Origin of the sequence: Rhizobium aouanii (genome assembly GCF_037002925.1) — a bacterium.
GTDB classification, from domain to species: domain Bacteria; phylum Pseudomonadota; class Alphaproteobacteria; order Rhizobiales; family Rhizobiaceae; genus Rhizobium; species Rhizobium aouanii.
This window is the reverse complement of record NZ_JBAMYD010000003.1, coordinates 321,701-346,760: the sequence shown is the minus strand read 5'-3', so window position 1 is coordinate 346,760 and position 25,060 is coordinate 321,701. Positions and strand designations below refer to the sequence as shown.

Genomic DNA, 25,060 nt, shown 5'->3' with positions numbered 1-25,060 from the left:
TCCGCCGGTTACGCAAGGCCGGTCAGGCTTTCGCCTTTTTCGCCGCCTTGATGGCGAGCGCACGTTCACGCAGCAACGTCGCGCGGCCGGGCTTGATCTCCTGCCGGGCGCGGCCGAGCGCCAGCGCGTCGGCCGGCACGTTGACGGTGATGACACTGCCCGAGCCGATATAGGCGCCGTCGCCGATCGTCACCGGCGCGACCAGCGAGGAATTGGAACCGATGAAGGCGTTTTCGCCGATCACCGTTTCGCTCTTGTTGACGCCGTCATAGTTGCAGGTGATCGTGCCGGCGCCGATATTGCTGCCGGCGCCGATGACGGCATCACCGATGTAAGTCAGGTGGTTAACCTTGGCGCCCTCGCCGAGCCTGCCGTTCTTGACCTCGCAGAAATTGCCGACCTTCGAACCGGTCCCGAGATCCGCACCCGGACGCAGCCGCGCAAAAGGGCCGACGGTCGCGCCCTGGCTGACATGCGCGCCTTCGATATGTGAGAAGGCATGGATGACGGCGCCGCTGTCGATCACAGCACCAGGACCGAAGACAACGTTCGGCTCGATCAGCGCATCCTGGCCGATGACGGTATCATAGGCGAGAAAGACCGTTTCCGGCGCGATCATGGTGACGCCGGAAAGCATCATCTCGTGGCGGCGGCGCTCCTGCCAGAAGCGCTCGATGACGGCGAGTTCGGCCCGATTGTTGCAGCCGGTCATCTCGATCTCGGGAGCATCGACCGCGGTGACGCGTCCGCCGAGCGAACGGGCGATCTCGACAAGATCGGTCAGATAGAATTCGCCCTTGGCATTGGCATTGCCGATGCGCGAGAGAAGATCGAGCGCCTTTCTGCCGTTGATCGCCATCAGCCCGCTGTTGCACCAGGTCACAGCGCGCTCAGCATCGGTCGCGTCCTTCTCCTCGCGAATGGCGATGAGTTCGCCATCCTTGACGAGCAGGCGGCCGTAGCCGGTCGGGCGGTCGGTGTGGAAGCCGATGACGACGACATCGCTGCCATCGGCAAGGCCCTGGCGGGCGGCCTTCAGCGGTGCGTCGGTTTGCAGCGGCACGTCGCCATAGGTGACGAGGATATCGTCATAACCCTTGGCGATCGCTTCGCGCGCTGCCAGCACCGCGTGGCCGGTGCCGAGGCGTTCCTTCTGCAGACAGGATTCGATGCCGACGCCGTCGATGCTTGCCGCCTTTGCGACGTCCTCGGCATCGCGGCCGACGACAAGGGCGACGGACGAGATGCCGGCGGAGGCGACCGCCTCGACGACATGGGCGATCATCGGCCGACCGGCGACCGGATGCAGGACCTTCGATTTCGAGGATTTCATCCGCGTGCTGTCACCGGCGGCAAGGATGACGGCAAGACAAGTGCGTTCCATGATTTGCTCCGCGAATCCGCGCCATGAGGCGGCTTTATCGCCTCATACTGCATAATTCCTTAAATCGGAATCGATTTAAGGATAAAATCATGCAGCCATTCAAAGTGCTGCAGCCTGCTTTGCGCCTCTCGAAAGATGCGCGGCGCTGCAGACAAACAAAGCCCTCACAAGGGTGAAATGGCGGCTGAAATCGACCCTTCGACGGTCCCGGACCCGCGGGCTGCGAAAGCTTCATGCACATGAATGCGACCGTCCAGGATGACGTCCTCCATCGCACGGCGCGCGGCGGCGTTATCGCCGGAAACAATCGCATCGACGATGCGCATATGGGTATCGGCGATATTGGCGAAGCCGTTTTCGGTTGGCGGCGTGCTCATCCTGAACATGCCGACGAGGGCTGCTTCGATGAGGCTCCCTAGTGTCCGCATGAAGGGATTGTGCGAGGCTTCGGCGATCGCCAGGTGAAAACGAAGGTCGGCGAGTGCCAGGCTGTCGGCCGTATGACCGGCCGCTGCCATATCGAGCGCCAGCCCGCGCAGCGTCTCGATCTCCTCGGCATTCGCCCGTTCAGCGACGAGACCGGCGGCGAAGGGTTCGAAGGCGAGACGAATATCGTAGAGCTGCAGCAGGAATTCTTCCGTCACGCCGTTGTCGAAATGCCAGGCGATAATTTCGCTGTCGAACATGTTCCAGAGATTCTTCTCGGTCACACGCGTGCCGACCCGGGCCTTGGCGACGACCATCCCTTTGGCGGCGAGCGTCTTCATCGTCTCGCGCAACACGGTGCGGGACACTTTGAAACGCTGCGCCAGTTCCGTATCGCCCGGCAGGATCGAGCCGACGGGATAGGTGCCGGCGACGATCGCCTTGCCGAGTTCGTCGACGACCTGAGCGTGGCTCGTTCGCGTTCTGCGCCCCGTTTTACGTGTCTCGTCCAATTTGTAGCGCAAGCGATCCGTCTCCCCCTCAGGCGTACCTCTTGTTCAGACTGGAAACGAACAGGATGGCTTTCTGCATCAGGATGAATGCAAACAGCAAAAGGCCAATCAGGATCTTGGTCCACCAGCTCGACAGTGTGCCGTCGAAGGTGATGTAGGTCTGAATGAGCCCCTGGATCAGGATACCGATCAAGGTTCCCGCCACGAATCCCGCTCCTCCCGTCAGCAGCGTCCCTCCGATGACGACCGCCGCGATGGCATCGAGTTCGACGCCGACTGCTGCAAGAGAATATCCGGCAGAGGTGTACAGCGAAAAAACGATCCCGGATAGACCCGCCAGAAAACCCGACAACGCATAGATCTGGATTGTCGTGCGGCCGACCGGCACGCCCATCAGCCGCGCCGTCTGCGTGCCGCCGCCGAGCGCATAGACATTGGTGCCGAAGCGGGTGCGCTGGGCGATGAAGATGCCGACGGCAAAGACTAGAAGCATGATGCCGCCGATCAGCGTCAGCCGCCCGCCACCGGGCAGACGGTAATAGAGGCTCGTCAGCGTCGAATAATATTCGTGGTTGATCGGGATGCTGTCGATCGAGAGCACGAAGGCCATGCCGCGCGCCAGGAACATGCCGGCAAGTGTCACGATGAAGGCCGGCATTTCGAGATAGTGGATGATCGCGCCCATGACAGCGCCGAAGGCGGTGGTGATGACGAGCACGATCGCGAAGGCGAGCAGCGGATGGATCGAGGTATTCTCAAGGATCACCGCGAGGAAGACGCCGGTAAAGGCGATGACCGAGCCGATCGACAGATCGATGCCGCCCGAAATGATGACGAAGGTCATGCCGACGGCAGCGATACCGAGAAAGGCGTTGTCGGTCAAAAGATTGCCGATGACGCGCGTCGACAGAATGTTCGGATATTGCAGCGCGCAGCCGGCATAGGCGAGCACGAAGATGACGATGGTCGCAAGCAGCGGCAGGTATTTCGAGTTCATTTCAGCTGCTCCCTGCCCTGCCGGCGGCTGGCGAAGATAGCGAGCGATTGTACCGCCGGCGACTGGATGACGAGAATGACGATAATGATGACGGCCTTGATGATCAGGTTGAATTCAGGCGGGAAGCCGGCGGAGAGGATGCCGGTATTCACCGCCTGGATGATCATCGCGCCGATCAGCGATCCGAGAATGCTGAAGCGGCCGCCGAGCAGCGAATTGCCGCCGACAACGACGGCGAGGATCGCGTCCAGTTCCAGCCACAGGCCGGCATTGTTGGCATCGGCGCCCTTGATGTCGGCTGCGACGATGATGCCCGCGATCGAGGCGCAGATCCCGCTCAGCATATAGACCGCCATCAGCAGCACCGGCGTTTGAATGCCGGAGAGCGTGCTGGCGCGGCGATTGATGCCGACGGCCTCGATCAGCATGCCGAGCGCCGTGCGGCGGACGAGCAGGATGACGAGCAGGCCGACGAGAAGCCAGATGACGACAGGCATCGGCAGGAGAGCCAGCGAACCGCTGCCGAAGAAGGTGAGCCCATCATCGTTGAAGGTCAGGATGGCGCCTTCAGTGATCAACTGGGCGATGCCGCGGCCGGCCACCATCAGCACCAGCGTGGCGATGATCGGCTGGATATTGAGGACTGCCACCAGGAAACCGTTCCAGACACCGCAGGCAAGCCCGATCGCAAGCGTCAGGATAATGGTATATGAGACTGAATTTCCTGAGACAATCGACGAGGCGGCGACGGCGCCGCAGATCGCGATGACAGCACCGACGGACAGGTCGATGCCCTTGGTGGCGATGACCAGCGTCATGCCGATCGCCAGCAGCGCCACCGGCGCGCCGCGGTTCAGGACGTCGATCAGGCTCCCATAAAGCCGGTCATTCTGAACCACAACATTAAAAAACTGCGGTGACGTGATGAAATTCAACAGAAGAATGACAACGAGCGCAATCAATTGCGGCGCCAGGCGATATGTCAGCGCTCTCAGCGAGAACCTCATGCATCCTCCATCTTGTGCTCGGCCGCAGCGATGGCATCGACGATGCCGGCAGCGGTGATACGCTCGCCTGTCAGCTCGGCGATATGCTGTCTGTCGCGAAGTACGATGACACGTGAACTATAGGCGACAAGCTCTTCAAGTTCCGAGGAAATCACGATCAGCGACATGCCACCGGCACAGAGCTCTTCGATGAGCCGGATGATCTCGGCATGGGCACCGACATCGATGCCGCGGGTCGGCTCGTCGAGGATCAGAAACTTCGGATTGGTCGCCAGCCAGCGGGCGAGGATCGCCTTCTGCTGGTTGCCGCCGGACAGTAGCCGGATCGGTTTTTCGCGATCGGTGGTGCGAATATCGAGCGCCTTGATGTAGCGGTCGGCAAGCGTATTCTGCTCGGCGCGCGACAGCGGCCGCGTCCAGCCGCGGCGGGCCTGCAGCGCCAGGGCAATGTTCTCCCTGATCGACAGGTCGCCGATGATGCCATCGGTCTTGCGGTCCTCCGGGCAGAAACCGAAACCCTTTGCGATCGCCGCGCGGGGGCTCGAAAGCGTGACCGGCTGGCCGTCGATCGTGGCGCTGCCGCTGTCGGCATGCTCGATGCCGAAGAGCAGTTCGGCGGTTTCGGTGCGGCCGGAACCGAGCAGCCCGGCGACGCCGACCACTTCTCCAGCGCGCACATCGAGATCGAAAGGTTTGACCTTGCCACGTTTGCCGTAGCCTGAAAAACGGTATCGAACATCACCCGCCGCAAGGTTGTGTTCCCTGACGGTCTCCTCGACATGGGCCAGTTCGCGGCCGAGCATCATGGCGATCAGGCCTTGGCGCGGCAGATCGGCGACATCGCGGGTGCCGACGAGCTTGCCGTTGCGCAGCACGGTAATACGGTCGCTGATCGCATAGACCTGCTCGAGAAAATGGGTGATGAAGACGATGCCCAGGCCGCGCTTCTTCAGGTCGTCGATGATGCGGAAGAGCAGCGCCACTTCCTGATTATCGAGACTTGCAGTGGGCTCATCGAGGATCAGCACCTTGCCGGAAAGATCGACGGCACGGGCGATGGCAACCACCTGCTGGACGGCGACGGAGAAACGGCCGAGCTCGGCGGTGACGTCGATATCGACGCCGTAGCCGGCGAGCAACTCACGCGCCTTGCGGTTCATCGCACGCACGTCGGTCATGCCGAAGCGCCTTGGCTGGCGCCCGAGAAAGAGATTTTCGGCAACGCTCAGATTGGAAAGGAGATTGACCTCCTGGTAGACCGTGCCGATGCCGAGCTTCTGGGCGGCGAGCGTATTGGCCGGATTGATTTCCTGGCCGTCCAGCGTCAGGCTGCCCTCGTCACGATGATAGGCGCCGGTGATGCACTTGATCAGCGTCGACTTGCCGGCGCCGTTCTCGCCCAGCAATGCGTGCACCTCGCCTCTGCGGAGCGTGAAATCGACCTTATCCAGCGCCACTGCGCCAGGAAAGAATTTCGATATTCCGGAGGCCGCAAGAACGTTCTCGAAATCGTGAATCATAAGGGTCTGTTTTCCTGATATTGACGGCAAAAGCCGCGCCGCGGCCGGACATGACGTCCCAAGGCGGCAAAGGCAGTTCCGCACCGGTCCATGACGGGCCGGTGCGGTTCTACAGCGCCCTCGCCTTTTCGAGACGCATAAGGACGCTGTAGCGCTTTGAGTTGCTGCATGATTTTAGCCGGAAATCGAATTCCGATTTCAGGAATTATACAGCGGCGTCACATCAGATCAGTAGCCCTGACCCTTCTTCTCTTCGTAGACCTTCATCGGCTCGTCGGCCGGCGTGTAGAGCTTCGACTCGGTCTGGATCCACTTGGCCGGAGCCTTCTTGTCCTTCAGATAGGCTTCGAGCGCATCGAAGGCCGGACCAGCCATATTCGGCGTCAGCTCGACCGTGGCATTGGCCTCGCCTTCGGACATGGCCTTGAAGATATCCGGCACGGCGTCGATGGAGACGACGAGGATATCCTTGCCGGGCTTCAGACCGGCTTCCTTGATCGCCTGAATGGCGCCGACGGCCATGTCGTCGTTATGGGCGTAGAGAGCGCAGATATCCTTGCCGCCATTCTCGGCCTTCAGGAAGCTTTCCATGACTTCCTTGCCCTTGGTGCGGGTGAAGTCACCGGTCTGGCTGCGAACGATCTTGAGGTTGTCGTGGCCTGCAAGGGCCTCTTCGAAGCCCTTCTTGCGGGCGATGGCCGGCGACGAACCGGTGGTGCCCTGAAGCTCGACGACATTGCACTTCTTGTCGCCGACGGTCTTGACCAGGAAGTCGCCTGCAACCTTGCCTTCATGGACCAGGTCCGACGTCACCGCCGTCAGGTAGAGATCATCCGGAGCCTTGATGGTACGGTCAAGAAGGATGACCGGGATTTCGGCTTCCTTGGCTTCCTTGAGAACGTCATCCCAACCGGTTTCAACGACCGGAGCAATGAGAATGGCATCGACGCCCTGAGCAATGAAGGAGCGCAGAGCCTTGATCTGGTTTTCCTGCTTCTGCTGCGCATCGGCAAACTTCAGATCGATGCCGCGCTTCTTGGCCTGTTCCTTGGTCACGGTCGTTTCAGCCGCACGCCAGCCCGATTCCGAGCCGATCTGCGAGAAGCCGACAGTGAGGCCGGCGGCCGAAGCCGAACCGAACATGCAGGCAGCCAGAATCGTGGCACTCAAAAGTGCAGTCTTCAATTTCATGATTTCCTCCCAAATGCCGCTCCTCGCGGCGCACGGTCAAAAAATCATATAGTATTACTTTTGTAAATCGGAATCTTGGGATGCACTGCAGCAAAAAGGGCGCCCTACAGAGGCGCCCTTCGCATTTGCGAGATGGACGTGCGGATTATTTACCCGGCAGCTTGTCGTCCACACCTTCGACATAGAAGTTCATGCCAAGCAGCGTGCCGTCATCGGCCTTCTCGCCGGCCTTCAGCCACGGCGTGCCGTCCTGCTTGTTGATCGGACCGGTGAAGGGATGCAGTTCGCCTGATTTGATCTTGGCTTCTGTCTCCTCGGCGAGTTTCTTCACGTCGTCGGGCATGTTGGTGTAGGGCGCCATCGTCAGGATGCCGTCCTTGAGGCCATCCCAGCTCTGCTCTGACTTCCAGGTGCCGTCGAGAAGCGCCTTGACGCGCTTGACGTAATAATTGCCCCAAGTGTCGATGATCGCGGTCAGCTGGACGTTCGGACCAGCCTTGATCATGTCGGAAGCCTGGCCGAAGGCCTTGACGCCGCGCTGCTCGGCGACCTGCATTGGCGCGGTCGTGTCCGTGTGCTGGGTGAGGATATCGACGCCCTGGTCGATCAGCGCCTTGGCGGCATCGGCTTCCTTGCCCGGGTCGAACCAGGTGTTTACCCAGATAACCTTCATCTTGAAGTTCGGATTGACCGACTTGGCGCCGATTTCGAAGGCATTGATGCCCATCACCACCTCGGGAATCGGGAAGGAGGCGATATAGCCGGCCGTGCCGGTTTTCGAGAGCTTCCCGGCGATAATGCCACTGATGTAGCGGCCTTCATAGAAGCGGGAATTGTAGGTCGCGACATTGTCGGCGGCCTTGAAGCCTGTCGCATGCTCGAACTTCACTTTCGGGAACTTCTTGGCGACGGCAATAGTCGGGTCCATGAAACCGAAGGACGTGGTGAAAATCAGCGAGCAACCGGAGCGGGCCATGCGCTCGATGGCGCGTTCGGCATCCGGGCCTTCCGGAACGCTTTCGAGGTAGGGCGTCTCGATCTTGTCGCCGAATTCCTTCTCGATCTGGAGGCGCCCGTTCTCATGGGCCTGCGTCCAGCCGCCGTCGGTGCGGGTGCCGACATAAACGAAGCAGACCTTGGTCTTATCAGCCGCCTCGGCGGCCGAACCGATGCTCAGGACGAGGGCAGCTGTCGCTGCGAGAGCAAGTGCTAGTTTTTTCATATTGATCCCTGTTGGTTGGAAGTTTTCGAAACCTGTCTTGTTGTTGTTCACCGGTCCGGCACGAAGGCTTTGCCGAGCGAGGCCGGCGTATTGATCAACGTCGTGCGCCGATTATGCGAGATGATGATGAGGACCACAACTGTCGCCGCATAGGGCAGCATCGAGAGGAACTGCGAAGGAATGCCGATGCCGAAGGCCTGCGCGTGCAATTGCAGGATCGTTACCGCCCCAAAAAGATAACCGCCGGCCAGCAGGCGCCAAGGCCGCCAGGAAGCGAAGACGACGAGCGCCAGCGCGATCCAGCCGCGCCCGCCGGACATGTTCTCTGTCCATTGCGGCGTATAGATCAGCGACAACTGCGCGCCGGCAAGGCCGGCGCAGGCGCCGCCGAACATCACGGCAAGGTAGCGCATGCGGATGACGTCGATACCGAGCGCATGTGCCGAGGCGTGATTGTCGCCGATGGCGCGGATCTTCAGTCCGGTGCGACTCTTGAAGAGGAACCAGTTGACGGCGATAACGAGCAGGATCGACAGGTAGAAGATCAGATCCTGCTTGAAGAGGACCGTTCCGACATAGGGAATGGCCGAAAGCACCGGGATTTCGATCGGCAGCAGCCGGACGCCGGGCGCGCCGACGAAGGCCTCGCCGAGCATGCCGGAGGCGCCGAGGCCCAGGATCGTCATCGCAAGGCCTGTCGCCACCTGATTGGCGACGAGCGTCAACGTCAGGAAGGCGAAGAGCAGCGAAAACAGCGCGCCGCTGACGACGCCGCCGACAATGCCGATATAGGCCGAGCCGGTGAGCTGTGCCGTGGCAAAGGCACCGACCGCGCCCATGATCATCATGCCCTCGACGCCGAGATTGAGAACGCCGGAGCGCTCGGTCACCAGTTCGCCAAGTGCGGCGATGACGAGCGGCGTGGAGGCGGTGATGACGGTCAGCAGAATCGCTTCAAAGATGCTCATGCCGCCCTGCCCCCGACCCGCGACCAGACCAGGCGGATTTTGTAATAAATCAGCGTATCGCAGGAGAGCACGAAGAAGAGCAGCAGCCCCTGGAAGACGCGGGTGACCTTGTCGGAAACGCCGAGCGAAAGCTGTGCCGCCTCGCCCCCGAGATAGGTCAGCGCCAGCACCAGGCCCGATGCAATGATGCCGAGCGGATTGAGGCGGCCGAGGAAGGCGACGATAATGGCGGTGAAGCCGTAGCCCGGCGAGATCGCCGGCTGCAAATGGCCGATCGAGCCGGAAACCTCGCTGATGCCAGCAAGGCCGGCAAGAGCGCCAGAGAAGAGAAAGCTGAACCAGATCATCTTCTTCGACGAGAATCCGGCAAAGCGCCCTGCCCGTTCCGATTGGCCGAGCACGACGATCTCGAAGCCTTTCAGCGTATAACGCAGCATGAACCAGGCGCCGATTGCGGCGACAATGGCGAAGATGAAGGCCCAATGGGCGCGGCCCGACTCTTCCCAGATCGCCGGCAGCACCGCCTCCGGCGGGAAATCACGGGAAACCGGAAAGTTGAAGCCCTTCGGATCGCGCCAGGCGCCGCGGATCAGCCAGTCGAGGAAGAGCTGGGCGATATAGACCAGCATCAGCGATGTCAGGATCTCATTGGTGTTGAAATGCGCCTTCAGCAGCGCCGGAACGGCGGCGAAGAGGGCACCGCCGAGCGCGCCCAATATCAGCATCAGCGGCAGTACCAACGGCGAATGCCAATCGTAGAAGATGATCGGCAGATACGATCCCGTGATGGCGCCGATGGTGAACTGGCCTTCGGCGCCGATATTCCAGTTGTTCGAGCGATAACAGACGGCCAGGCCGACGGCGATCAGGATCAGTGGGGCGGCCTTGATCGCCAGCTCATGCAGCGACCAGACCTCGAGCAGCGGTTCGACGAAGAACGCGCTCAGCGCGCCAACCGGATCCTTGCCGAGCAAGGCGAACATGATGGCGCCGAAAGTGAGCGTCAGAACAAGGGCGAGGAGCGGCGAGACGAAGCCGAAGAGCTTCGAAACGTCGGGGCGTTTTTCCAGTTCAATGCGCATGGGCTGCCTCTTCAATGCGCATGGGGCGCCTCCGGGGCAGAGCTGCTCTCGTGCAGGCCGCCCATCAGCAGACCGATCTTTTCACGCGTCAGTTCGCCCGCCGGGAAAGGCCGGGAAAGGCGGCCTTCGGAGATGACGGCGATATCTGTCGCCACCTCGAAAATTTCGTCGAGATCCTGGCTGATGACGACGACGGCCGAACCGCTTCTTGCGAGATCAACGAGCGCCTGGCGGATGCGGCTTGCCGCTCCGGCATCGACGCCCCAGGTCGGCTGGTTGACGACGAGCACCGCCGGCTGGCGGTCGAGCTCGCGGCCGACGATGAATTTCTGCAGGTTCCCGCCGGACAGGGAGCCGGCGGCCGGATCTTCGCCACTCTTGCGCACATCCATCGCTTCTGAAATGCGCCTGGCGGCGGATTTGACCGCTCCGCGGCGGATCATGCCGAAGAGGCCCAGAAACGCCTTGCGGTCCGACTGGCTGCGGGCAAGGACAAGGTTGTCCGACAGTTTCATGGCGGAGACGGCGGCGTGGCCGTGGCGCTCCTCCGGCACGAAGCCGGCGCCGAGAAGACGGCGGGCGGTAATGCCCTGGTTGCCCACGTGTTTCTTGCGGATGACGATCGCCTCGGCCGAGGCGACCGGATATTCGCCAGACAGTGCATCGAAGAGCTCGCTCTGCCCGTTGCCTGCGACACCCGCAATGGCGAGGATATCGCCGGAGCGCACCGCCATCGAGACATCACGCAGCGACATGGCGAAAGGGGTACGCGCGGCGACGGAAAGACTGGCGACGGCAAGCTGCACCTCGCCCCGGTCGCTGCGCTCCGGATGCGTCACGGTCGCCACTTCGCTGCCGACCATCATGCGAGCGAGCGAGGCAGGCGTTTCCCGCTTCGGATCGCAGGCGCCGGTCACGCGGCCATGACGCAGCACGGTGGCGCGATCGCAGATACGCTGCACTTCTTCCAGGCGGTGGCTGATATAGAGAACCGAACGGCCTTCGGCGCGCAACTTGAACAGCGTCTCGAACAGCTTGTCGGCCTCCTGCGGCGTCAACACCGAGGTCGGCTCGTCGAGGATGATGAGCTTCGGGTTCTGCAGCAGCGCGCGGACGATCTCGATGCGCTGGCGCTCGCCGACCGAGAGATCGGCGACATGGGCATGCGGGTCGAGCGGCAGGCCGTAGGCGATGGACAGTGCCCTCGCCTCTTCGGCGATCCTGTCGATCGGGATGGCGTCATCCAGCGACAGGGCGATGTTTTCGGCAACCGTCAGAGCCTCGAACAGCGAAAAATGCTGGAAGACCATGCCGATGCCGAGCTTACGGGCTTCACCCGGCGACGCGATCGCGACCGGCTGGCCCTGCCAGAGGATATGCCCGCCCGTCGGCTCGAGAACGCCGAACAGCATCTTCACCAGGGTGGATTTGCCTGCACCATTTTCGCCGAGAAGCGCATGAATTTCGCCCGGCGCGATATCGAGATCGATTTCATTGCAGGCGGCAAAGCCACCGAAGAACTTCGTCAGCTTCTGGACCGATAATAACGCACCGGAATCCGGCACATTCAATGGCGACACGTTCCCCTCATTTCTTCTGCCGACCGGTCCGTTTCGGATCTCATGGAATCAGCAGCGTCGTTCCTGTTGTTTTTCTTGTTTCCAGATCCACGTGAGCCCGCCCAACCTCACGCAGCGGATAGGTTTGATTGATATTGATACGCACTTTGTTGCTTTGCACAATATCAAATAGCGCTTTGGCACTGTCGATCAGCTCCTGGCGCGCGGCGATGTACGTGAAGAGCGTCGGCCGCGTCGCAAAGAGCGAGCCCCTCTGCGCCAGCATTGCGAGGGTGAAATTCTCGATCGGACCGGAGGATTGGCCGAAGGAGGCAAAAAGGCCGCGCGGTTTCAGACAATCGAGCGACTGTGGAAAAGTATCCCGGCCGATCGAATCGTAAACGACATCCACGCCCTTGCCGCCGGTGATGTCGCGAACGCGGGCGACGAAATCTTCGTTCTTGTAGTTGATCACATGGTCGTAGCCATGGGCGAGCGCCAGCTCGATCTTGTCTTCGGAGCCCGCCGTGCCGATGACGGTGGCGCCGAGCGCCTTAGCCCATTGGCCGGCGATCAGGCCGACGCCGCCGGCGGCGGCGTGAAACAGCAGGACGGTCTCGGGGCCGACCTTGAAGGTGCGGTTCAAGAGGTATTCGGCAGTCATGCCCTTCAGCATCATCGCCGCCGCCGTTTCGAGTTCTATGCCGTCAGGCACATGCACCAGATGCCGCGTCTCGATATTGCGTTCGGCGCTGTAGGCGCCGTCGGCGCTGGCATAGGCGACACGGTCGCCAACCTTGAAATCCTCGACGCCGGGGCCGACCGATGTCACGGTGCCGGCGCCCTCCTTGCCGGTGACGAACGGCAGATGCGGGGTCTTGTAGGTGCCGTTGCGGAAGTAGACGTCAATGAAATTAAGCCCGACCGCCGCCTGCCTGATCTGCACTTCGCCCGCCGAGGGCGAGGGAAGATCGATCTCGACATAGTCGAAAACCTCCGGCCCGCCCGTTCTCGAGAATGAAACCGCCTGCGTTTTGGTCATCTTGCCTGTCCTATGCTTCGCGTCCAAGGGCGGGGAAGAATTGCAGCACCGCGCCGATGACGTAAAGATAGGCTCCGGTCACGATGAAGAGAATGAGCGCCCATTCGGGTGTGTCGAAATGCATCAGCAGCGAAAAGATGCCGAGCGCCGACCATAGGAAAAAGATGCCAAGATTGAGCGGGCGCAGCCTTTTGACCCGGACCGGGTGGAGGAAATTGATCGGCAGGAAGGTCAGCACCACCGAGACGATGACAACAGTGAGCGCCGTCGTGGCGCTGGCGTCGATGACGAACAGCGTGAAAACGATCATGTTCCAGACGACGGGGAAGCCGGAGAAGAAATACTCGTCCGTCTTCATGCCCATATCGGCATAATAGATAGCGCTGGAGACGACGATCATGCCGGCAGCGACGAAGGACCAGGGCTCGCCGATCATGCCGCTCTGATAGAGCGCGAAGGCCGGCAGAAGCACATAGGTGACGTAATCGATGATATTGTCGAGCGTATCGCCCGACCAGTTCGGCAGCACTTCCTTGACGCGCACCTTGCGGGCGATCGGCCCGTCTATGCCGTCGACGAGAAGGGCAAGGCCCAGCCACCAGAACATGTCGATGAAGCGGTGCTCGGCGGCGGCAACAACGCCGAGAAAGGCAAGGAAGGAGCCGGATGCCGTCAGGATATGGACGGAAAAGGCGCGCATCTCCGCATAAGGAACACGCTTATAGTTGAAAATCTTCATATTCCCCCGACCGCCCTATCGCGCTCGCCCCGGCAAGCATCTTTTTTTTCGCCACCATTGCCGGACCCTGCTGTTGAATCGGGTTCGACGCCGTAGGTCTTTGTTGTCGCACCGTTTTTCTCGAAAACCGGTATCCGTTTGCGGCGCGCTGCTCTAATATGCATCCTTTGCCCGGCTTCGCCAGCGGGAAATACGACATTCCCCGCCTGCCCCTGCTCCCCATTGAATCCTGACAATGACATGCATATTTCCCTTTAGAAGCGTCGCGTGGAATGGAATGCCTTTAATTCCGGCCGGATTTGTAATATCTCGCTCGCATCCGACTGTTCATCCGACGAAACGGGATCCGCTACCGAAATGAACGCGCCTGCAAAGACCGAAGACTTCGCCTTGTCCATCCCCGCCGGCGTCTATGCCGAGACGGTGCTCGATGTCACGCACTATACCGACCGGCTCTTCCGTTTCACGATGACCCGGCCGCAGGGCTTCCGTTTCCGTTCCGGCGAATTCGCGATGATCGGCCTGATGGTCGAGGGCAAGCCGGTGTTCCGCGCCTATTCGATCGCCAGCCCGGCCTGGGCCGAAGAGCTTGAATTCTTCTCGATCAAGGTGCCTGACGGCCCGCTCACATCGCATCTGCAGGCGATCAAGCCGGGCGACCAGGTGCTGATGCGCAAGAAGCCGACGGGCACTCTGGTGCTCGATGCGCTGACGCCCGGCCGTCGTCTCTACATGTTCTCGACGGGAACGGGCATTGCGCCTTTCGCCAGCCTGATCCGCGATCCCGAGACCTATGAGAAGTTCGAGGAAGTCATCCTCACCCATACGACCCGCGATGTCGCAGAGCTGAAATACGGCTTCGACCTCGTGCACGAGATCCAGAACGACGAGTTGCTGAAGGAAGTCGTCGGCGACAAGCTGCGCCACTATCCGACAGTCACGCGCGAGGATTTCGAATATCGCGGCCGCATTACCGACCTGATCTCCTCCGGCAAGCTGTTCACCGATCTCGGCGTGCCGCCGCTCGACCCAGCGATCGACCGCGGCATGATCTGCGGTTCCTCGGCCATGCTGAAGGATACCAAGGAACTGCTCGAGAAGGCCGGCCTCGATGAAGGCGCCAACAGCAAGCCTGCCGAATTCGTCATCGAGCGCGCTTTCGTCGGCTAAAGCATTTCTGACAATCTGATCTGACAACGGCTCCGGAAACGGGGCCGTTGCTATGTGTGGCTAAGGTAATCGATCAGCACCGCCATGCTGGTGCGCGCTTCATCCGGCCTGCCTTGATGGATGGCGCGGATGACGGCGACATGCAGCGCGATGGCGCGATCCATGCGCTCCGGACTTGCCTTGGAGTACCAGAGGCGACGTGAATGCGTCTGCACCGGGCCGAGTGCTGCCGGGATGAAGCCGTTCGGGCAGGCATCTTCAAGGATTTCGTCGAAGGCCTTGTCGGCGGCGAAGAAGCCGGCGAGATCGCCGGTGACGGCGCATTCCTCCATCGCGCGGGCGCAATCGATGAGGCGCGCGCGGTGCTCGTCGCTTGCATGTTCAGCAACAAGGCTTGCCGCGATCGGCTCCAGCTCGCGGCGCACCTGCATGACATTGCCATGATCCTCAGCCGCGATCTCGGCGATCTGCAGGCCGACGCGCGGCTTGACCAGGATCAGCCCCTGCCAGGCAAGCTTCTGGATCGCCTCGCGCACCGGCGTACGCCCATGGCCCGCCATATCGATCAGCTGCTTTTCAGTGACCAGCGCGCCGGGCTTCAAGGCCAGCGTCACGATCAGATGCTCCAGCGCGAGATAGGCAAGATGGCTTTGTGAAGTCTGCAATACGGAGCTCCGTCGCCAAGTCTGATATATCACATAGTGACACGGCCAAAAACCGAAGACAAGTCGGCACCGAAATATCGAATAGAGACAGATAGATAACATTCGCGAGGCTGCTGAAAATCGGCGGAATGGCATTGCAGGCGCGGGCGTCTACGCCGTGAATGGCTCCTGCCGACCACCCCACTCTCCGTCGTGCTCGGCCTTGAGCCGAGCATCCACCTCGCATCCATCAGCAGCCGCGGCATGGGTCCTCGGCTCAAGGCCGAGGAGGACGGAGAGTGCGGTTGGCTCTCTCGCCAAACTCGCCCTCGTCTATAGAGGCAAAGCGCGCGCTACCTTCCCTCGGTCACCCCTTGCGAAATGCCCGGCTGGAAACCGAGATCGAATTTTGACATGGGTCTTTTGCATTGGCGAACTGATAGCCATCGGCTTTATGGATGGCACCGAACTCCAGGCCGTTCTCCGCGCATCGCCTGCAAAAGGCCTCGACGTCCTCCACGTCGAAGACCAGCTTGACGGTGGATTGGCCGCTCCGCTGGCCCTTGGCGGCCTGGTGCAGCATGATATTCGCACCGCCGTCCTGAGCGATGAGTTCAATGATCCTGTCGCCGGGCAGGCTGGTTGCCTTGAAACCGAAGTGCTTCTCATAAAAGCACGCCGTTTCCTCGACATTCCCAGCATAGATCACCAGCCTGTTAAGCGGCATGATGCTTGGCCTCCGATAGCGGTTGCGTTCGATTGACAAGAGCAGAGAGACGTCATGCGTATTGCCATGGCGCATTTATCGGGGAGCCACAGTCTTTCACTCGTGCCGCAGCGCCTCGATGGGGTTCAACTGCGCGGCCCTTCTCGCCGGGAAATAGCCGAAGATCATGCCGATTGCCGCGGAGAACAGGAAGGCGACGGCGACCATGAGCGGGCTGAAGACGAAAGGCACTTTCAGGAGTGTCACGGTGCCGAAACCGAGGCCGAGGCCCAGTATGATGCCGGTGATGCCGCCGAACAGCGACAGTGCCACCGCTTCGACCAGGAACTGGGTGAGCACCTGGTTTTCGAGCGCGCCGATCGCCAAGCGGATGCCGATTTCGCGGGTGCGCTCGGTGACGGAGACCAGCATGATGTTCATGATGCCGATGCCGCCGACGAGCAGGCTGATCGCGGCAACGGCGCCGAGCAGGCCGGTCAGCAGCGTCGTCGTGCCGGTCATCGCCGCGGCGATCTGGGTCATGTCGTTGACGTTGAAATCGTCCTGGCGGCCGGGGACGATCTTGCGGCGCTCGCGCAGGAGATTTTCGACATCGGACTGCACCTTGGCGGTGGAAACGCCGTCGCGCGCCGAGATGATGATCTGCGGCACGTTGCTGCTGCCGCTGATGCGCCGCTGGAACACCTTGACCGGCATGATGACGACATCGTCCTGGTCGTTGCCCATGCCGGACTGGCCGCGCTTGGCAAGCACGCCGATGACGGGGCACGAGACCTTGCCGACGCGGATCTGCTGGCCGGTGGGGTCGGCGCTGCCGAACAGCTGCGAGCGCACCGTCTCGCCGATGATGCAGCGCGCCTGGCCGCGTTCTTCGGCGGGGGTGAAATTGCGGCCGAGCGCCAGGTTCCAGTCCTGTGCGATAAAATAATCGTTGGTGGTGCCGGAGACGCTGGTGGAATGGTTCTGGCCGCCGAAAATCACCGTCGCCGTGGACTGGTTGAGCGGCGCCACGGCCCTGAGGCCGCCGATCTGGTCGCGGATCGCCGCGACGTCCTTGACGCTGAAGCGCTTGGCCTCAGAACTTGCCCGGCCGGGGCCGAACTGGCCGGGGCGGACGAACAGCATGTTGGTGCCCAGCCGCGACAGCTCGGTCGAGACCTGTGCGGTGGTGCCGTTGCCGATCGTCACCAGCGCGATGACGGCGGCAACGCCGATGACGACGCCGAGCACGGTCAGGAACGAGCGCAGCATATTGCGGCTGATGGCCCGCAGCGCCAGCTTCAGCGTCTCAAAGAACATGATCCGCCCTCTTCCGATGCTCGACTTCCGTCTCCAGCTTGCCGTCGACGAAACGCAACAGCCGCTGCGCATAGGCGGCAATGTCGGGCTCGTGGGTGACCATGACGATGGTGATGCCCTGCTCGCGGTTCAGCCGCGTCATCAGATCCATGATCTCGACGCTGGTCTTCGTATCGAGATTGCCTGTGGGTTCATCGGCGAGCAGCAGTGCCGGCTCGGTAACGATGGCGCGGGCGATGGCGACGCGCTGCTGCTGGCCGCCTGACAGTTCTTGTGTCTTGTGATGTTCGCGCCCGGTCAATCCGACCAGCGCTAGCGCCTCGCGGGCCCGCTCGCGCCGCTCGCGCACCGCCATGCCGCGATAGATCAGCGGCAGCTCGACATTTTCGACGGCGGAGGTGCGCGACAGAAGATTGAAGCCCTGGAAGACGAAGCCGAGCATGTGGCGGCGCAGCAGCGTCAGCTGGCTGCGGTCGAAGCCGCTGGTCGGAATGCCTTCGAAGATGTAGTCGCCGGCACTCGGCACGTCGAGGCAACCGAGAATGTTCATGGCCGTCGACTTGCCGGAGCCAGACGGCCCCATGATCGCGACGAATTCATGGGCGTTGATCGCAAGGTCGACGTGGTCGAGCGCGCGGATCGCCGCCTCGCCCTCGCCATAGACTTTCGAGACCTGTCTGAATTCGATGAGCGGCGGGCTTGCCATCCGTCTCTCCGCCTAGTTCGCACGCGCCGTGGCGTCGATCACCAGTGCGTCGTTTTGCTTGATGTCACCGGAGACGACCTGGGTGAACTGGCCGTCGGATGCGCCGACCTGGATGACAACAGGCACTGGCCGGCCGTTGCGCAGGACCCAGACGCGGCGCTCAGCGCCCTTCAGCGCCGGGCCGGCATTGTTGTTGCGCTGGCGTGCCGGGCCGAAGATGCCGAAAATGCCGCGGCCGCGCCTCTCTGCCTGCGCCGGGGCATAGCGCAGCGCAGCGTTCGGCACCATCAGCGTATCCTTGACGGCCTCGACGGTGACATCGGCCGTCGCCGTCATGCCGGGGCGCAGCAGCAGGTCGGCATTGTCGACGGATAGAACCGCCTTATAGGTCACGACATTGTTGACCACTTCGGAGGCGAAGCGGATCTGCTCGATCTCGGCGGGAAAGGTCCGGTCGGGATAGGCGTCGACCGTGAACTTCGCCTTCTGGCCGACGGCGATCTGGCCGACATCGGCCTCGTCGACATCGACCTGCAGCTCCATCTTCTTCAGGTCGCCGGCGATGGTGAAAAGGATCGGGGCCGAAAGCGAGGCTGCGACCGTGGCGCCCGGATTGACGGAGCGGGTGAGGATGACGCCGTCGATCGGCGATATGATCTTCGCCTTGGCGAGATTGACTTCGGCAAGCTGCAGGTCGGCTTCCGAGGCCAGGACCTCGGCTTCGTTGATCTGTTTGGCGGCGACGGCGGAATCATATTTGTAGCTGGCGTCGTCGAGGCTCTGCTGGGTGGAGACGTTGCTTCTGACCAGGCTCTTCAACCGCTCGAGAGAGGTGCTTGCGGATTGCATATCGGCATTGGCCTTGATGACATTCGCCTTAGCCGAATTGAGCTTGGCGCGCGAGCTCTTCACATCCGCCTCGAGCTTATTCGTATCGAGGAGGGCGAGCACTTCGCCTGATTTGACCGTGCTGTTGTAATCGACATTGACGTCGCGGACCGTGCCGGAAAGCTCGCTCGATATATCCACCTGCTCGGTCGGCTGTACGGAGCCGGTGGCGGTGACGAGCACCGTCAGATCACCGCGTTTTGCCGGCTGGGTGGCATAGCTCACTTCGCTTTGCCCACGGCCCATATAGAAATAAGCGGCGACTGCTGCGGCAACGATGAGAATCAGCAGGATGATCAGGCGTCCGCGCCAGCGGCCACGCTTGCCCTGCCGTCCCGATGCGGCAAGGACCGCTGCCAGATCGGATGCTGCGCCTGTCTTTGCTCCGGTCTCGCTGCCGCTTACGATTTTGTTCATGTCGTCCTCAATCCGTCAGTGGCCGCCTGCGGCCTCTGCGGTGAAATAATCACAACGCAGATGAACCGGCGATTAGCGTGCCGCCGAACTGGCACGGAATTGCGGATGGGTGAAATGAAATATTGGTAAGGAAAGGCTGGTTCAGGCGCCCGAAGCGTCTATCAATCCGCGTCCTCGGCATATTGGCCGGCGCCCGGCAAAGGATGCAGCCACGGTTCGCGCCGCTTGATCCAGACTTCATAGCCAGGCGCAAGGTCGGTCGGCGGAGTGTCCAGGGACCCTAGGCGGATTTCCGCCTCGCCCTCCCTGAGGCAGAAAAGCCTGCTGCCGCAGGCGGGGCAGAAGCTGCGGCCTGAAAAGGTGGCGATCTCACCGCTGTGGGAAAAAGCCTGGCGCGGCCAGACCGCGAAGAAGGTGAAGGCGGAGCCGCTCGATTTGCGGCAATCGGCGCAGTGGCAAAGGCCGGTGCGAAGCGGCTCCCCTTCCACCCTGTAGGCCACCGCCCCGCAAAGGCAACTTCCAGTTCGGATCCTCATAGAGCGCCTTCAGGCGTCAAGATTGGTCGGCAGGCCCGGTGGGCGCTGCTTTGCTGCCATCAACAGGTCGAGTTCGGTGGCCGACGGGCCGAACTTGTCGTAGAGGCGCTTTGCCTCTTTGTCGTCCAACCGATATTTCCTGGCAAATTCGCCGATGCTATAAGGGCGGCCACGCAACCCTCTTCGCGCCGGGGTCGCCGTATTCGGTGCGTCGGTCATAGGTTTCTCCTTTCGTCACGTCCCCTTTAAGCTAGTGCGACCTGTCGATTTGGAAAGAGCCGGCGCACCGCATCGAGGCTTCCGGCATGGGGGAATGCGGTTGTTTTCCTGGAACCTTTTCGCCGATATGCGCATTTTCGGACCGAGGTTGCGGGCCGCGCCAAGCGGACGCGGCGGTGCTGGAGAAAATCGGGATTTTTCCGCTTTCTCCCGGTGGTCAGCGAAATGGGCTGACGAGCTTCCTGCCCCGCCCGGTCCGCTTCCTCATCCCGCTCTTTTCGAACGGAAAGCCGCTGCCCACTTTGCGCGACATTCGTTAAGACAGGCGCCGGCCATCCTCGCCGAAGAGGTGCAGCACGTCGGGGTCGAGATGCAGCGGCAGGCTTTCGCCCGATTTCATGCGCTGCTGGCCGGCAAAGACCGCGATCAGCTTCTTGCCCGCCGCCTCGGCATGAACCACGGTCTCCGAGCCCAGTTCCTCGACAAGGGTGACGCGGGTATCCAGCCTGCTCGCGGAGCCGGCATCGGCAAGGGTGATATGCTGCGGCCGGATGCCGATGCTGACCCTTTCGCCCGCCGGGCGGGCCTCCTTGGCAATGACTGAAAGTCGATGGCCGCCGACGGTTTCGACCTCGGCGAAACCGTCCTCGTGACCGACAACTGCGCCTTCGAGGAAATTCATGTGCGGCGCGCCGATGAAGCCGGCGACGAAGCGGTTGGCCGGCTTATTGTAGAGTTCCAGCGGGGTTCCCACCTGCTCGATCCTGCCGCCTCTCAACACGACGATGCGGTCGGCCAGCGTCATTGCCTCGACCTGATCGTGGGTGACGTAGATCATCGTCGCCTTCAGGCGGGCGTGAAGGGCGGCAAGTTCGGCCCGCATGCTGACCCTGAGTTCGGCGTCGAGATTGGACAGCGGCTCGTCGAGCAGGAAGGCATCCGGCCGACGCACGATGGCGCGGCCGATGGCGACGCGCTGGCGCTGGCCGCCGGAGAGCTGGCCCGGACGGCGCTGCAGGAACGGCTCGATCTCCAGCATGCGCGCAGCGTCCATAATGCGCGCTTCGATCTCGGCCTTCGCCACCTTGGTGTTCTCGAGTCCGAAGGCGAGGTTTTCCCGGACACTCATATGCGGATAGAGCGCATAGGATTGGAAGACCATGGCCAGGCCGCGATCGGCAGCGCTGATAGCGGTAACATCATTGCCGTCGATGGCGATGCTGCCGCCGGTCGGCTTATCGAGGCCGGCAATCAGGCGCAGCAGCGTCGATTTCCCGCAACCGGAGGGGCCGACGAAAGCGACGAATTCGCCGTCATTGATCTCAAGCGAGACATCGCGAATGACCTCGACGGCGCCGAAATTCTTGACGATATTCCTGAGCTCGAGCCCGCTCATGCACTCTCCTGTTTTCTTTTCTTAAGGTGGCTTATTTGAGCCCCGAGCCGGCAATGCCCGTGGTGATGAAGCGCTGCAGGAAGACGAAGATCAGCACGACCGGGATCATCGAGACGACGGTCATGGCGAGGATGTAGTGCCATTGCACATTGAGCTCGCCGGCATAGACGTTGAGGCCGACCTGCAGCGTATAGAGTTCCTTGCGCGAGAGCACGATCAGCGGCCAGAGGAAGTCGTTCCAGCGCCAGACGACCGAGAAGATCGCCAGCACGGCGAGAGCCGGTGCCGACAGCGGCAGGATGATGCGCCAGTAGATCTGCCATTCGCTGGCCTTGTCCATACGAGCGGCGTCGAGCAATTCGTCGGGGATCGTCAGCATGTATTGCCTGAGCAGGAAGACGCCGGTCGGGGTGGCGACCGTCGGCAGGATGACGCCCCAGAGGCTGTCGAAGAGGTTCAACGTGCCGATGACGGAATAGAGCGGCACGACGATGACCGAGAGCGGCACCATCAGCGTCGCCAGGATCATCAGCATGACCGCGGTGCGGCCGGGGAACTGGTATTTCGACAGCGCGAAAGCGGCCATGGAATTGACGAGCAGCGTAATCGCCGTCGCCACGACGGTGACGAAGACGGAGTTGCGCAGGAACAGGAAGAAATCGAAGCGCTGGAAAGGTTCGGTGTAGTTGCCGCCGGCGAATTCGACCTGGCGCACCGGCGTGCGGTCCTTGATATTCGCCTTGACGATTTCGCCCGGCTGCTTCGGATCGACCATCTGGCCGATGATGCCGATGCGGCGGACTTCGGCGAGCACACGCGTGCTGCCATCCGGCATCACGACATTATAGAGCGGCAACGGCTTGTCGTAACCCGGCACCACTGCCTGTTCGGTGACATAGGGCAGGAAGGACGGCGGGAATTCGGCAAGGGCCGCCGGCGTCTTGAAGGAAGAGAAGACCAGCCAGACGGCCGGGCCGAACATCAGGAAGACGCCCGAGATCAGCCAGATCCAGGTGACGACATCGGTCCAATGCCAGCCTCGGCCGCGGCGGCGAAGCAGAAAGGCAGAGACAGCGCTCATTGGCGTGCTCCCTTCTTCTCGTTGCGGCTACTGACGCCGAGCTGGACCAGCGTCAGGATGACGAGCACGATGCCCATCAGGATCGAGGCGGCCGACGCCAGCCCCGGATTGCGCAGCGAACTCGCAAAGCCGGTCTCGTAGATATATTGGGTGATGTACATGGTGCTGGTGCCTGGGCCGCCGCCGGTCAAAACGAAGACCTCGTCGAAGATCTGCACGGCGCGGATCAGCGCCAAGACCAGGACGACGATGAGGTTCGGCATCAGCAGCGGCAGGGTGATGCGCCGGAAGATGCGGATCGGACGGGCGCTGTCCATCGCCGCCGCCTCGTAGAGATCCCGCGGGATTGCCTGCAGGCCGGCGAGCAGGATCAGCGCATAAAAGCCCATATGCGCCCAAACCGAGACGAAGACGGCGAAGAAGAAAGCCCAGAAACGATCGCTGAGCCAGGAGAACGGCTCGAAGCCGAAGGGGCTCAGCGCATAGTTCAACAGGCCCTCACGCTGCAGGATCCATTTCCAGATCAGGCCCACGACGACAGGCGACAGCAGCACCGGGAAGAAGAAGACGGCGCGCCAGAAGCCTCGATTGGAAAGCTCGCGGTTGAGGATCAGCGCCGTTGCGAGCGCTGCGATCAACATCGCCGTCACCTGGAAGACGACGAAGACGGCGGTGTTGCGCACGGCCGCCCAGAAAGTGTCGGCGGCACAGGTCGAGGGATCGAGATAAGAGCGGCAATCGAAGAGGATGCGGTACTGGTCGGCGCCCACATAGGTCCTGTTCTGCAGGAAGATGGCGCTGCCGCTCGTCGTCGAATAGATGAAGTTGATGACCAGCGGCAGCAGCACGAAGACGGTGAAGATCAGCATGTTGGGCGCCAGGAAGACGCCCGCCATGCCGTTCAGCCCGGCCAGCTTCTGCCAGCCACGCATGGGAATGTCGACGATCCCCATGACAAGCCGGACAGGCGCAAGCAGCGCCTGCCGCAGACCGGTTTTGACAGGTGGTTCAGAAGAAGCCGTCTTCGCCGTCATCTGTTCTTCCGTCAGTTGCCGGCGACCTTGGCCTTGATGTCCTCGTCGATGCGGGCATAGGCGTCGTCGAGCTTCATCTCGCCGGCGATCACCTGGCTGATGCGGGCGACGATGGCGCTGTAATAGGCATCCGACCACTTCCAGCCCGGCAGCTTCATGGCAGGTGCCGCCGTCTGGCCGGCCGCTTCGACGAAGGCCTTCAGCGCTGCCTGCACATGCGGATTGTCGGTCTTGAAGTCCATCTGGCCGGCGGCGACGCCCTTATGCGCCGGAATGAACAGGCTGCGTTCGGCAAATTCCTTCTGCACGTCGGCACCTGCCAGGTAATCCATCACCTTGGCGACGTCCTTCGGGTTCTTGGTATATTTGACGGCAACCAGACCGGCGCCGCCCTGCATGCCGGTGCAAGCGGCCGAACCGCAGGGGCTTCCCGCCATCACCCAGTCGAAATTGTCGCCGATCTTCTGGGCAAAGCCCGAGACCTGCCAGCTGCCCGAATAGAGATAGGCAAGTCCGCCATTGATGAAGTCCTCGGCGGCGGAGCGGTAGGTGGTGCCGGCAGCACTGACCCAGACATCCTTGTTGATGATGCCGTCCTCGTTCCACTTGACGAAGCGGCTGAGGAACTCCTTGGCGCCCTGATCGATCGGCGCCGGCTTGCCGTCGGCGGCGATATAGTTGGCGCCGTAGGAGATATTCGGGCCGGAGACGCGGTGGCCGGAGCGGTCGATCGCCATGGCGAAGACCTTCTGGCTGTCGGCAACCTTCTTGGCCGCCGCCGCCCAGTCGTCCCAGGTGGCTTTCGGGCCGGGGATCTCGACGCCGGCCTGTTCGAACAGCGTCTTGTTGACGAAACCGCCGGTCAGCGTCAGCTGCGTCATGAAGCCGGTGATGGCATTCGAGCCGTCCGGACGCATCCAGTCGGCCTGGGCGCCGAAATTGTCCTCCCAATATTTCGCGTCGGTGAGGTAGGGGCGAAGATCGAGCCAGTGCTGGGCCGGCGCCTTCAGATTGGTGAGGCGGGCGATATCCGGCCCCTGCCCGGCTTCGAGCTGCACCGGCAGCTGTTCCTTGACGACGTCATAAGAGACCTCATCGAGGATGACATTGACATCGGGATTGGCCTTGGAAAAGCGCGAGAGCAGATCCTTGATCACCTCGCCTTCGCCGCCATCGGAATACCACATGATGCGCACGTCGCCGGCATGGGCGGCAACGGAACTCAAGAGAATTGCAGCAAAAGCCGCGCCGATCGATTTCATTCTGGTCATTTTCTCCTCCTCTTGACCGAAAA

At 61.7% G+C, this 25,060-nt stretch carries 24 protein-coding genes; 1 reads left to right on the top strand and 23 read right to left on the bottom strand.

Annotated features, from left to right (window positions below; translation table 11 throughout):
* Nucleotides 1-22: 22 nt before the first annotated feature.
* From glmU to pcsA, 12 genes are all read right to left on the bottom strand, one after another.
* Entirely contained in the window at nucleotides 23-1,384 is a 1,362-nt protein-coding gene (gene glmU, locus V8P77_RS07550; protein ID WP_335911458.1) for a bifunctional UDP-N-acetylglucosamine diphosphorylase/glucosamine-1-phosphate N-acetyltransferase GlmU, read from the bottom strand.
* Between the two features lie 164 nt (nucleotides 1,385-1,548).
* Complete coding sequence (locus tag V8P77_RS07545; RefSeq protein WP_335911457.1) at nucleotides 1,549-2,334, bottom strand: FadR/GntR family transcriptional regulator; 786 nt, start codon at nucleotides 2,332-2,334, stop codon at nucleotides 1,549-1,551.
* 16 nt (nucleotides 2,335-2,350) lie between these two features.
* On the bottom strand, nucleotides 2,351-3,319 hold the full coding sequence (gene yjfF, locus V8P77_RS07540; RefSeq protein WP_335911456.1) for a galactofuranose ABC transporter, permease protein YjfF: 969 nt from the start codon (nucleotides 3,317-3,319) through the stop codon (nucleotides 2,351-2,353).
* Nucleotides 3,316-4,326 carry an ABC transporter permease gene (locus V8P77_RS07535; RefSeq protein ID WP_335911455.1) on the bottom strand — a complete coding sequence of 337 codons (1,011 nt, stop codon included), beginning with the start codon at nucleotides 4,324-4,326 and terminating at the stop codon, nucleotides 3,316-3,318. The genes yjfF and V8P77_RS07535 overlap by 4 nt, the downstream gene beginning before the upstream one ends.
* Nucleotides 4,323-5,846, bottom strand: a complete 1,524-nt coding sequence (gene ytfR, locus V8P77_RS07530; protein WP_335911454.1) for a galactofuranose ABC transporter, ATP-binding protein YtfR — start codon at nucleotides 5,844-5,846, stop codon at nucleotides 4,323-4,325. Before ytfR ends, V8P77_RS07535 begins: the two co-directional genes overlap by 4 nt.
* 228 nt (nucleotides 5,847-6,074) lie before the next feature.
* Nucleotides 6,075-7,037 carry a galactofuranose ABC transporter, galactofuranose-binding protein YtfQ gene (gene ytfQ / locus V8P77_RS07525; protein WP_003539585.1) on the bottom strand — a complete coding sequence of 321 codons (963 nt, stop codon included), beginning with the start codon at nucleotides 7,035-7,037 and terminating at the stop codon, nucleotides 6,075-6,077.
* Between the two features lie 145 nt (nucleotides 7,038-7,182).
* Complete coding sequence (locus V8P77_RS07520) at nucleotides 7,183-8,259, bottom strand: BMP family ABC transporter substrate-binding protein (RefSeq protein WP_335911453.1); 1,077 nt, start codon at nucleotides 8,257-8,259, stop codon at nucleotides 7,183-7,185.
* Between the two features lie 47 nt (nucleotides 8,260-8,306).
* On the bottom strand, nucleotides 8,307-9,227 hold the full coding sequence (locus tag V8P77_RS07515; RefSeq protein ID WP_131630452.1) for an ABC transporter permease: 921 nt from the start codon (nucleotides 9,225-9,227) through the stop codon (nucleotides 8,307-8,309).
* On the bottom strand, nucleotides 9,224-10,309 hold the full coding sequence (locus V8P77_RS07510; RefSeq protein WP_335911452.1) for an ABC transporter permease: 1,086 nt from the start codon (nucleotides 10,307-10,309) through the stop codon (nucleotides 9,224-9,226). Before V8P77_RS07510 ends, V8P77_RS07515 begins: the two co-directional genes overlap by 4 nt.
* Nucleotides 10,310-10,320: 11 nt before the next feature.
* Nucleotides 10,321-11,889, bottom strand: a complete 1,569-nt coding sequence (locus tag V8P77_RS07505) for an ABC transporter ATP-binding protein (RefSeq protein ID WP_335911451.1) — start codon at nucleotides 11,887-11,889, stop codon at nucleotides 10,321-10,323.
* Between the two features lie 40 nt (nucleotides 11,890-11,929).
* Nucleotides 11,930-12,910, bottom strand: coding sequence for a quinone oxidoreductase family protein (locus V8P77_RS07500; RefSeq protein ID WP_335911450.1), 981 nt, complete (start codon nucleotides 12,908-12,910; stop codon nucleotides 11,930-11,932).
* A 10-nt stretch (nucleotides 12,911-12,920) separates the two neighbouring features.
* On the bottom strand, nucleotides 12,921-13,649 hold the full coding sequence (pcsA, locus tag V8P77_RS07495; RefSeq protein ID WP_130668304.1) for a phosphatidylcholine synthase: 729 nt from the start codon (nucleotides 13,647-13,649) through the stop codon (nucleotides 12,921-12,923).
* Between the two features lie 357 nt (nucleotides 13,650-14,006).
* Between pcsA and V8P77_RS07490 the strand changes: the two genes are divergently transcribed.
* Nucleotides 14,007-14,819 carry a ferredoxin--NADP reductase gene (locus tag V8P77_RS07490; protein WP_018069601.1) on the top strand — a complete coding sequence of 271 codons (813 nt, stop codon included), beginning with the start codon at nucleotides 14,007-14,009 and terminating at the stop codon, nucleotides 14,817-14,819.
* Nucleotides 14,820-14,869: 50 nt separating this feature from the next.
* On the opposite strand, the gene V8P77_RS07485 is transcribed toward V8P77_RS07490, so the two are convergent.
* From V8P77_RS07485 to V8P77_RS07435, 11 genes are all read right to left on the bottom strand, one after another.
* Complete coding sequence (locus tag V8P77_RS07485; protein WP_335911449.1) at nucleotides 14,870-15,484, bottom strand: GntR family transcriptional regulator; 615 nt, start codon at nucleotides 15,482-15,484, stop codon at nucleotides 14,870-14,872.
* A gap of 346 nt (nucleotides 15,485-15,830) precedes the next feature.
* Nucleotides 15,831-16,190, bottom strand: coding sequence for a VOC family protein (locus V8P77_RS07480; protein WP_335911448.1), 360 nt, complete (start codon nucleotides 16,188-16,190; stop codon nucleotides 15,831-15,833).
* A gap of 96 nt (nucleotides 16,191-16,286) precedes the next feature.
* Nucleotides 16,287-17,489, bottom strand: coding sequence for an ABC transporter permease (locus tag V8P77_RS07475; RefSeq protein ID WP_072638506.1), 1,203 nt, complete (start codon nucleotides 17,487-17,489; stop codon nucleotides 16,287-16,289).
* Nucleotides 17,479-18,195, bottom strand: coding sequence for an ABC transporter ATP-binding protein (locus V8P77_RS07470; protein WP_335911447.1), 717 nt, complete (start codon nucleotides 18,193-18,195; stop codon nucleotides 17,479-17,481). The genes V8P77_RS07475 and V8P77_RS07470 overlap by 11 nt, the downstream gene beginning before the upstream one ends.
* 12 nt (nucleotides 18,196-18,207) lie before the next feature.
* Nucleotides 18,208-19,500 (bottom strand): efflux RND transporter periplasmic adaptor subunit, encoded by a 1,293-nt coding sequence (locus tag V8P77_RS07465; RefSeq protein WP_335911446.1) that lies wholly within the window; start codon nucleotides 19,498-19,500, stop codon nucleotides 18,208-18,210.
* Between the two features lie 161 nt (nucleotides 19,501-19,661).
* On the bottom strand, nucleotides 19,662-20,036 hold the full coding sequence (locus tag V8P77_RS07460) for a GFA family protein (protein WP_335911445.1): 375 nt from the start codon (nucleotides 20,034-20,036) through the stop codon (nucleotides 19,662-19,664).
* A gap of 9 nt (nucleotides 20,037-20,045) precedes the next feature.
* Nucleotides 20,046-20,255: a hypothetical protein gene (locus tag V8P77_RS07455; protein ID WP_335911444.1), complete on the bottom strand. Its 210-nt coding sequence runs from the start codon at nucleotides 20,253-20,255 to the stop codon at nucleotides 20,046-20,048.
* A gap of 316 nt (nucleotides 20,256-20,571) precedes the next feature.
* A complete protein-coding gene (locus V8P77_RS07450; RefSeq protein ID WP_335911443.1) occupies nucleotides 20,572-21,651 on the bottom strand; it encodes an ABC transporter ATP-binding protein in 1,080 nt (359 codons plus the stop codon).
* A gap of 31 nt (nucleotides 21,652-21,682) precedes the next feature.
* Nucleotides 21,683-22,732, bottom strand: a complete 1,050-nt coding sequence (locus V8P77_RS07445; protein WP_335911442.1) for a carbohydrate ABC transporter permease — start codon at nucleotides 22,730-22,732, stop codon at nucleotides 21,683-21,685.
* A complete protein-coding gene (locus tag V8P77_RS07440) occupies nucleotides 22,729-23,766 on the bottom strand; it encodes a carbohydrate ABC transporter permease (protein WP_335911441.1) in 1,038 nt (345 codons plus the stop codon). The genes V8P77_RS07445 and V8P77_RS07440 overlap by 4 nt, the downstream gene beginning before the upstream one ends.
* A gap of 11 nt (nucleotides 23,767-23,777) precedes the next feature.
* Nucleotides 23,778-25,037, bottom strand: a complete 1,260-nt coding sequence (locus V8P77_RS07435) for an ABC transporter substrate-binding protein (protein WP_335911440.1) — start codon at nucleotides 25,035-25,037, stop codon at nucleotides 23,778-23,780.
* Between the last annotated feature and the right edge of the window lie 23 nt (nucleotides 25,038-25,060).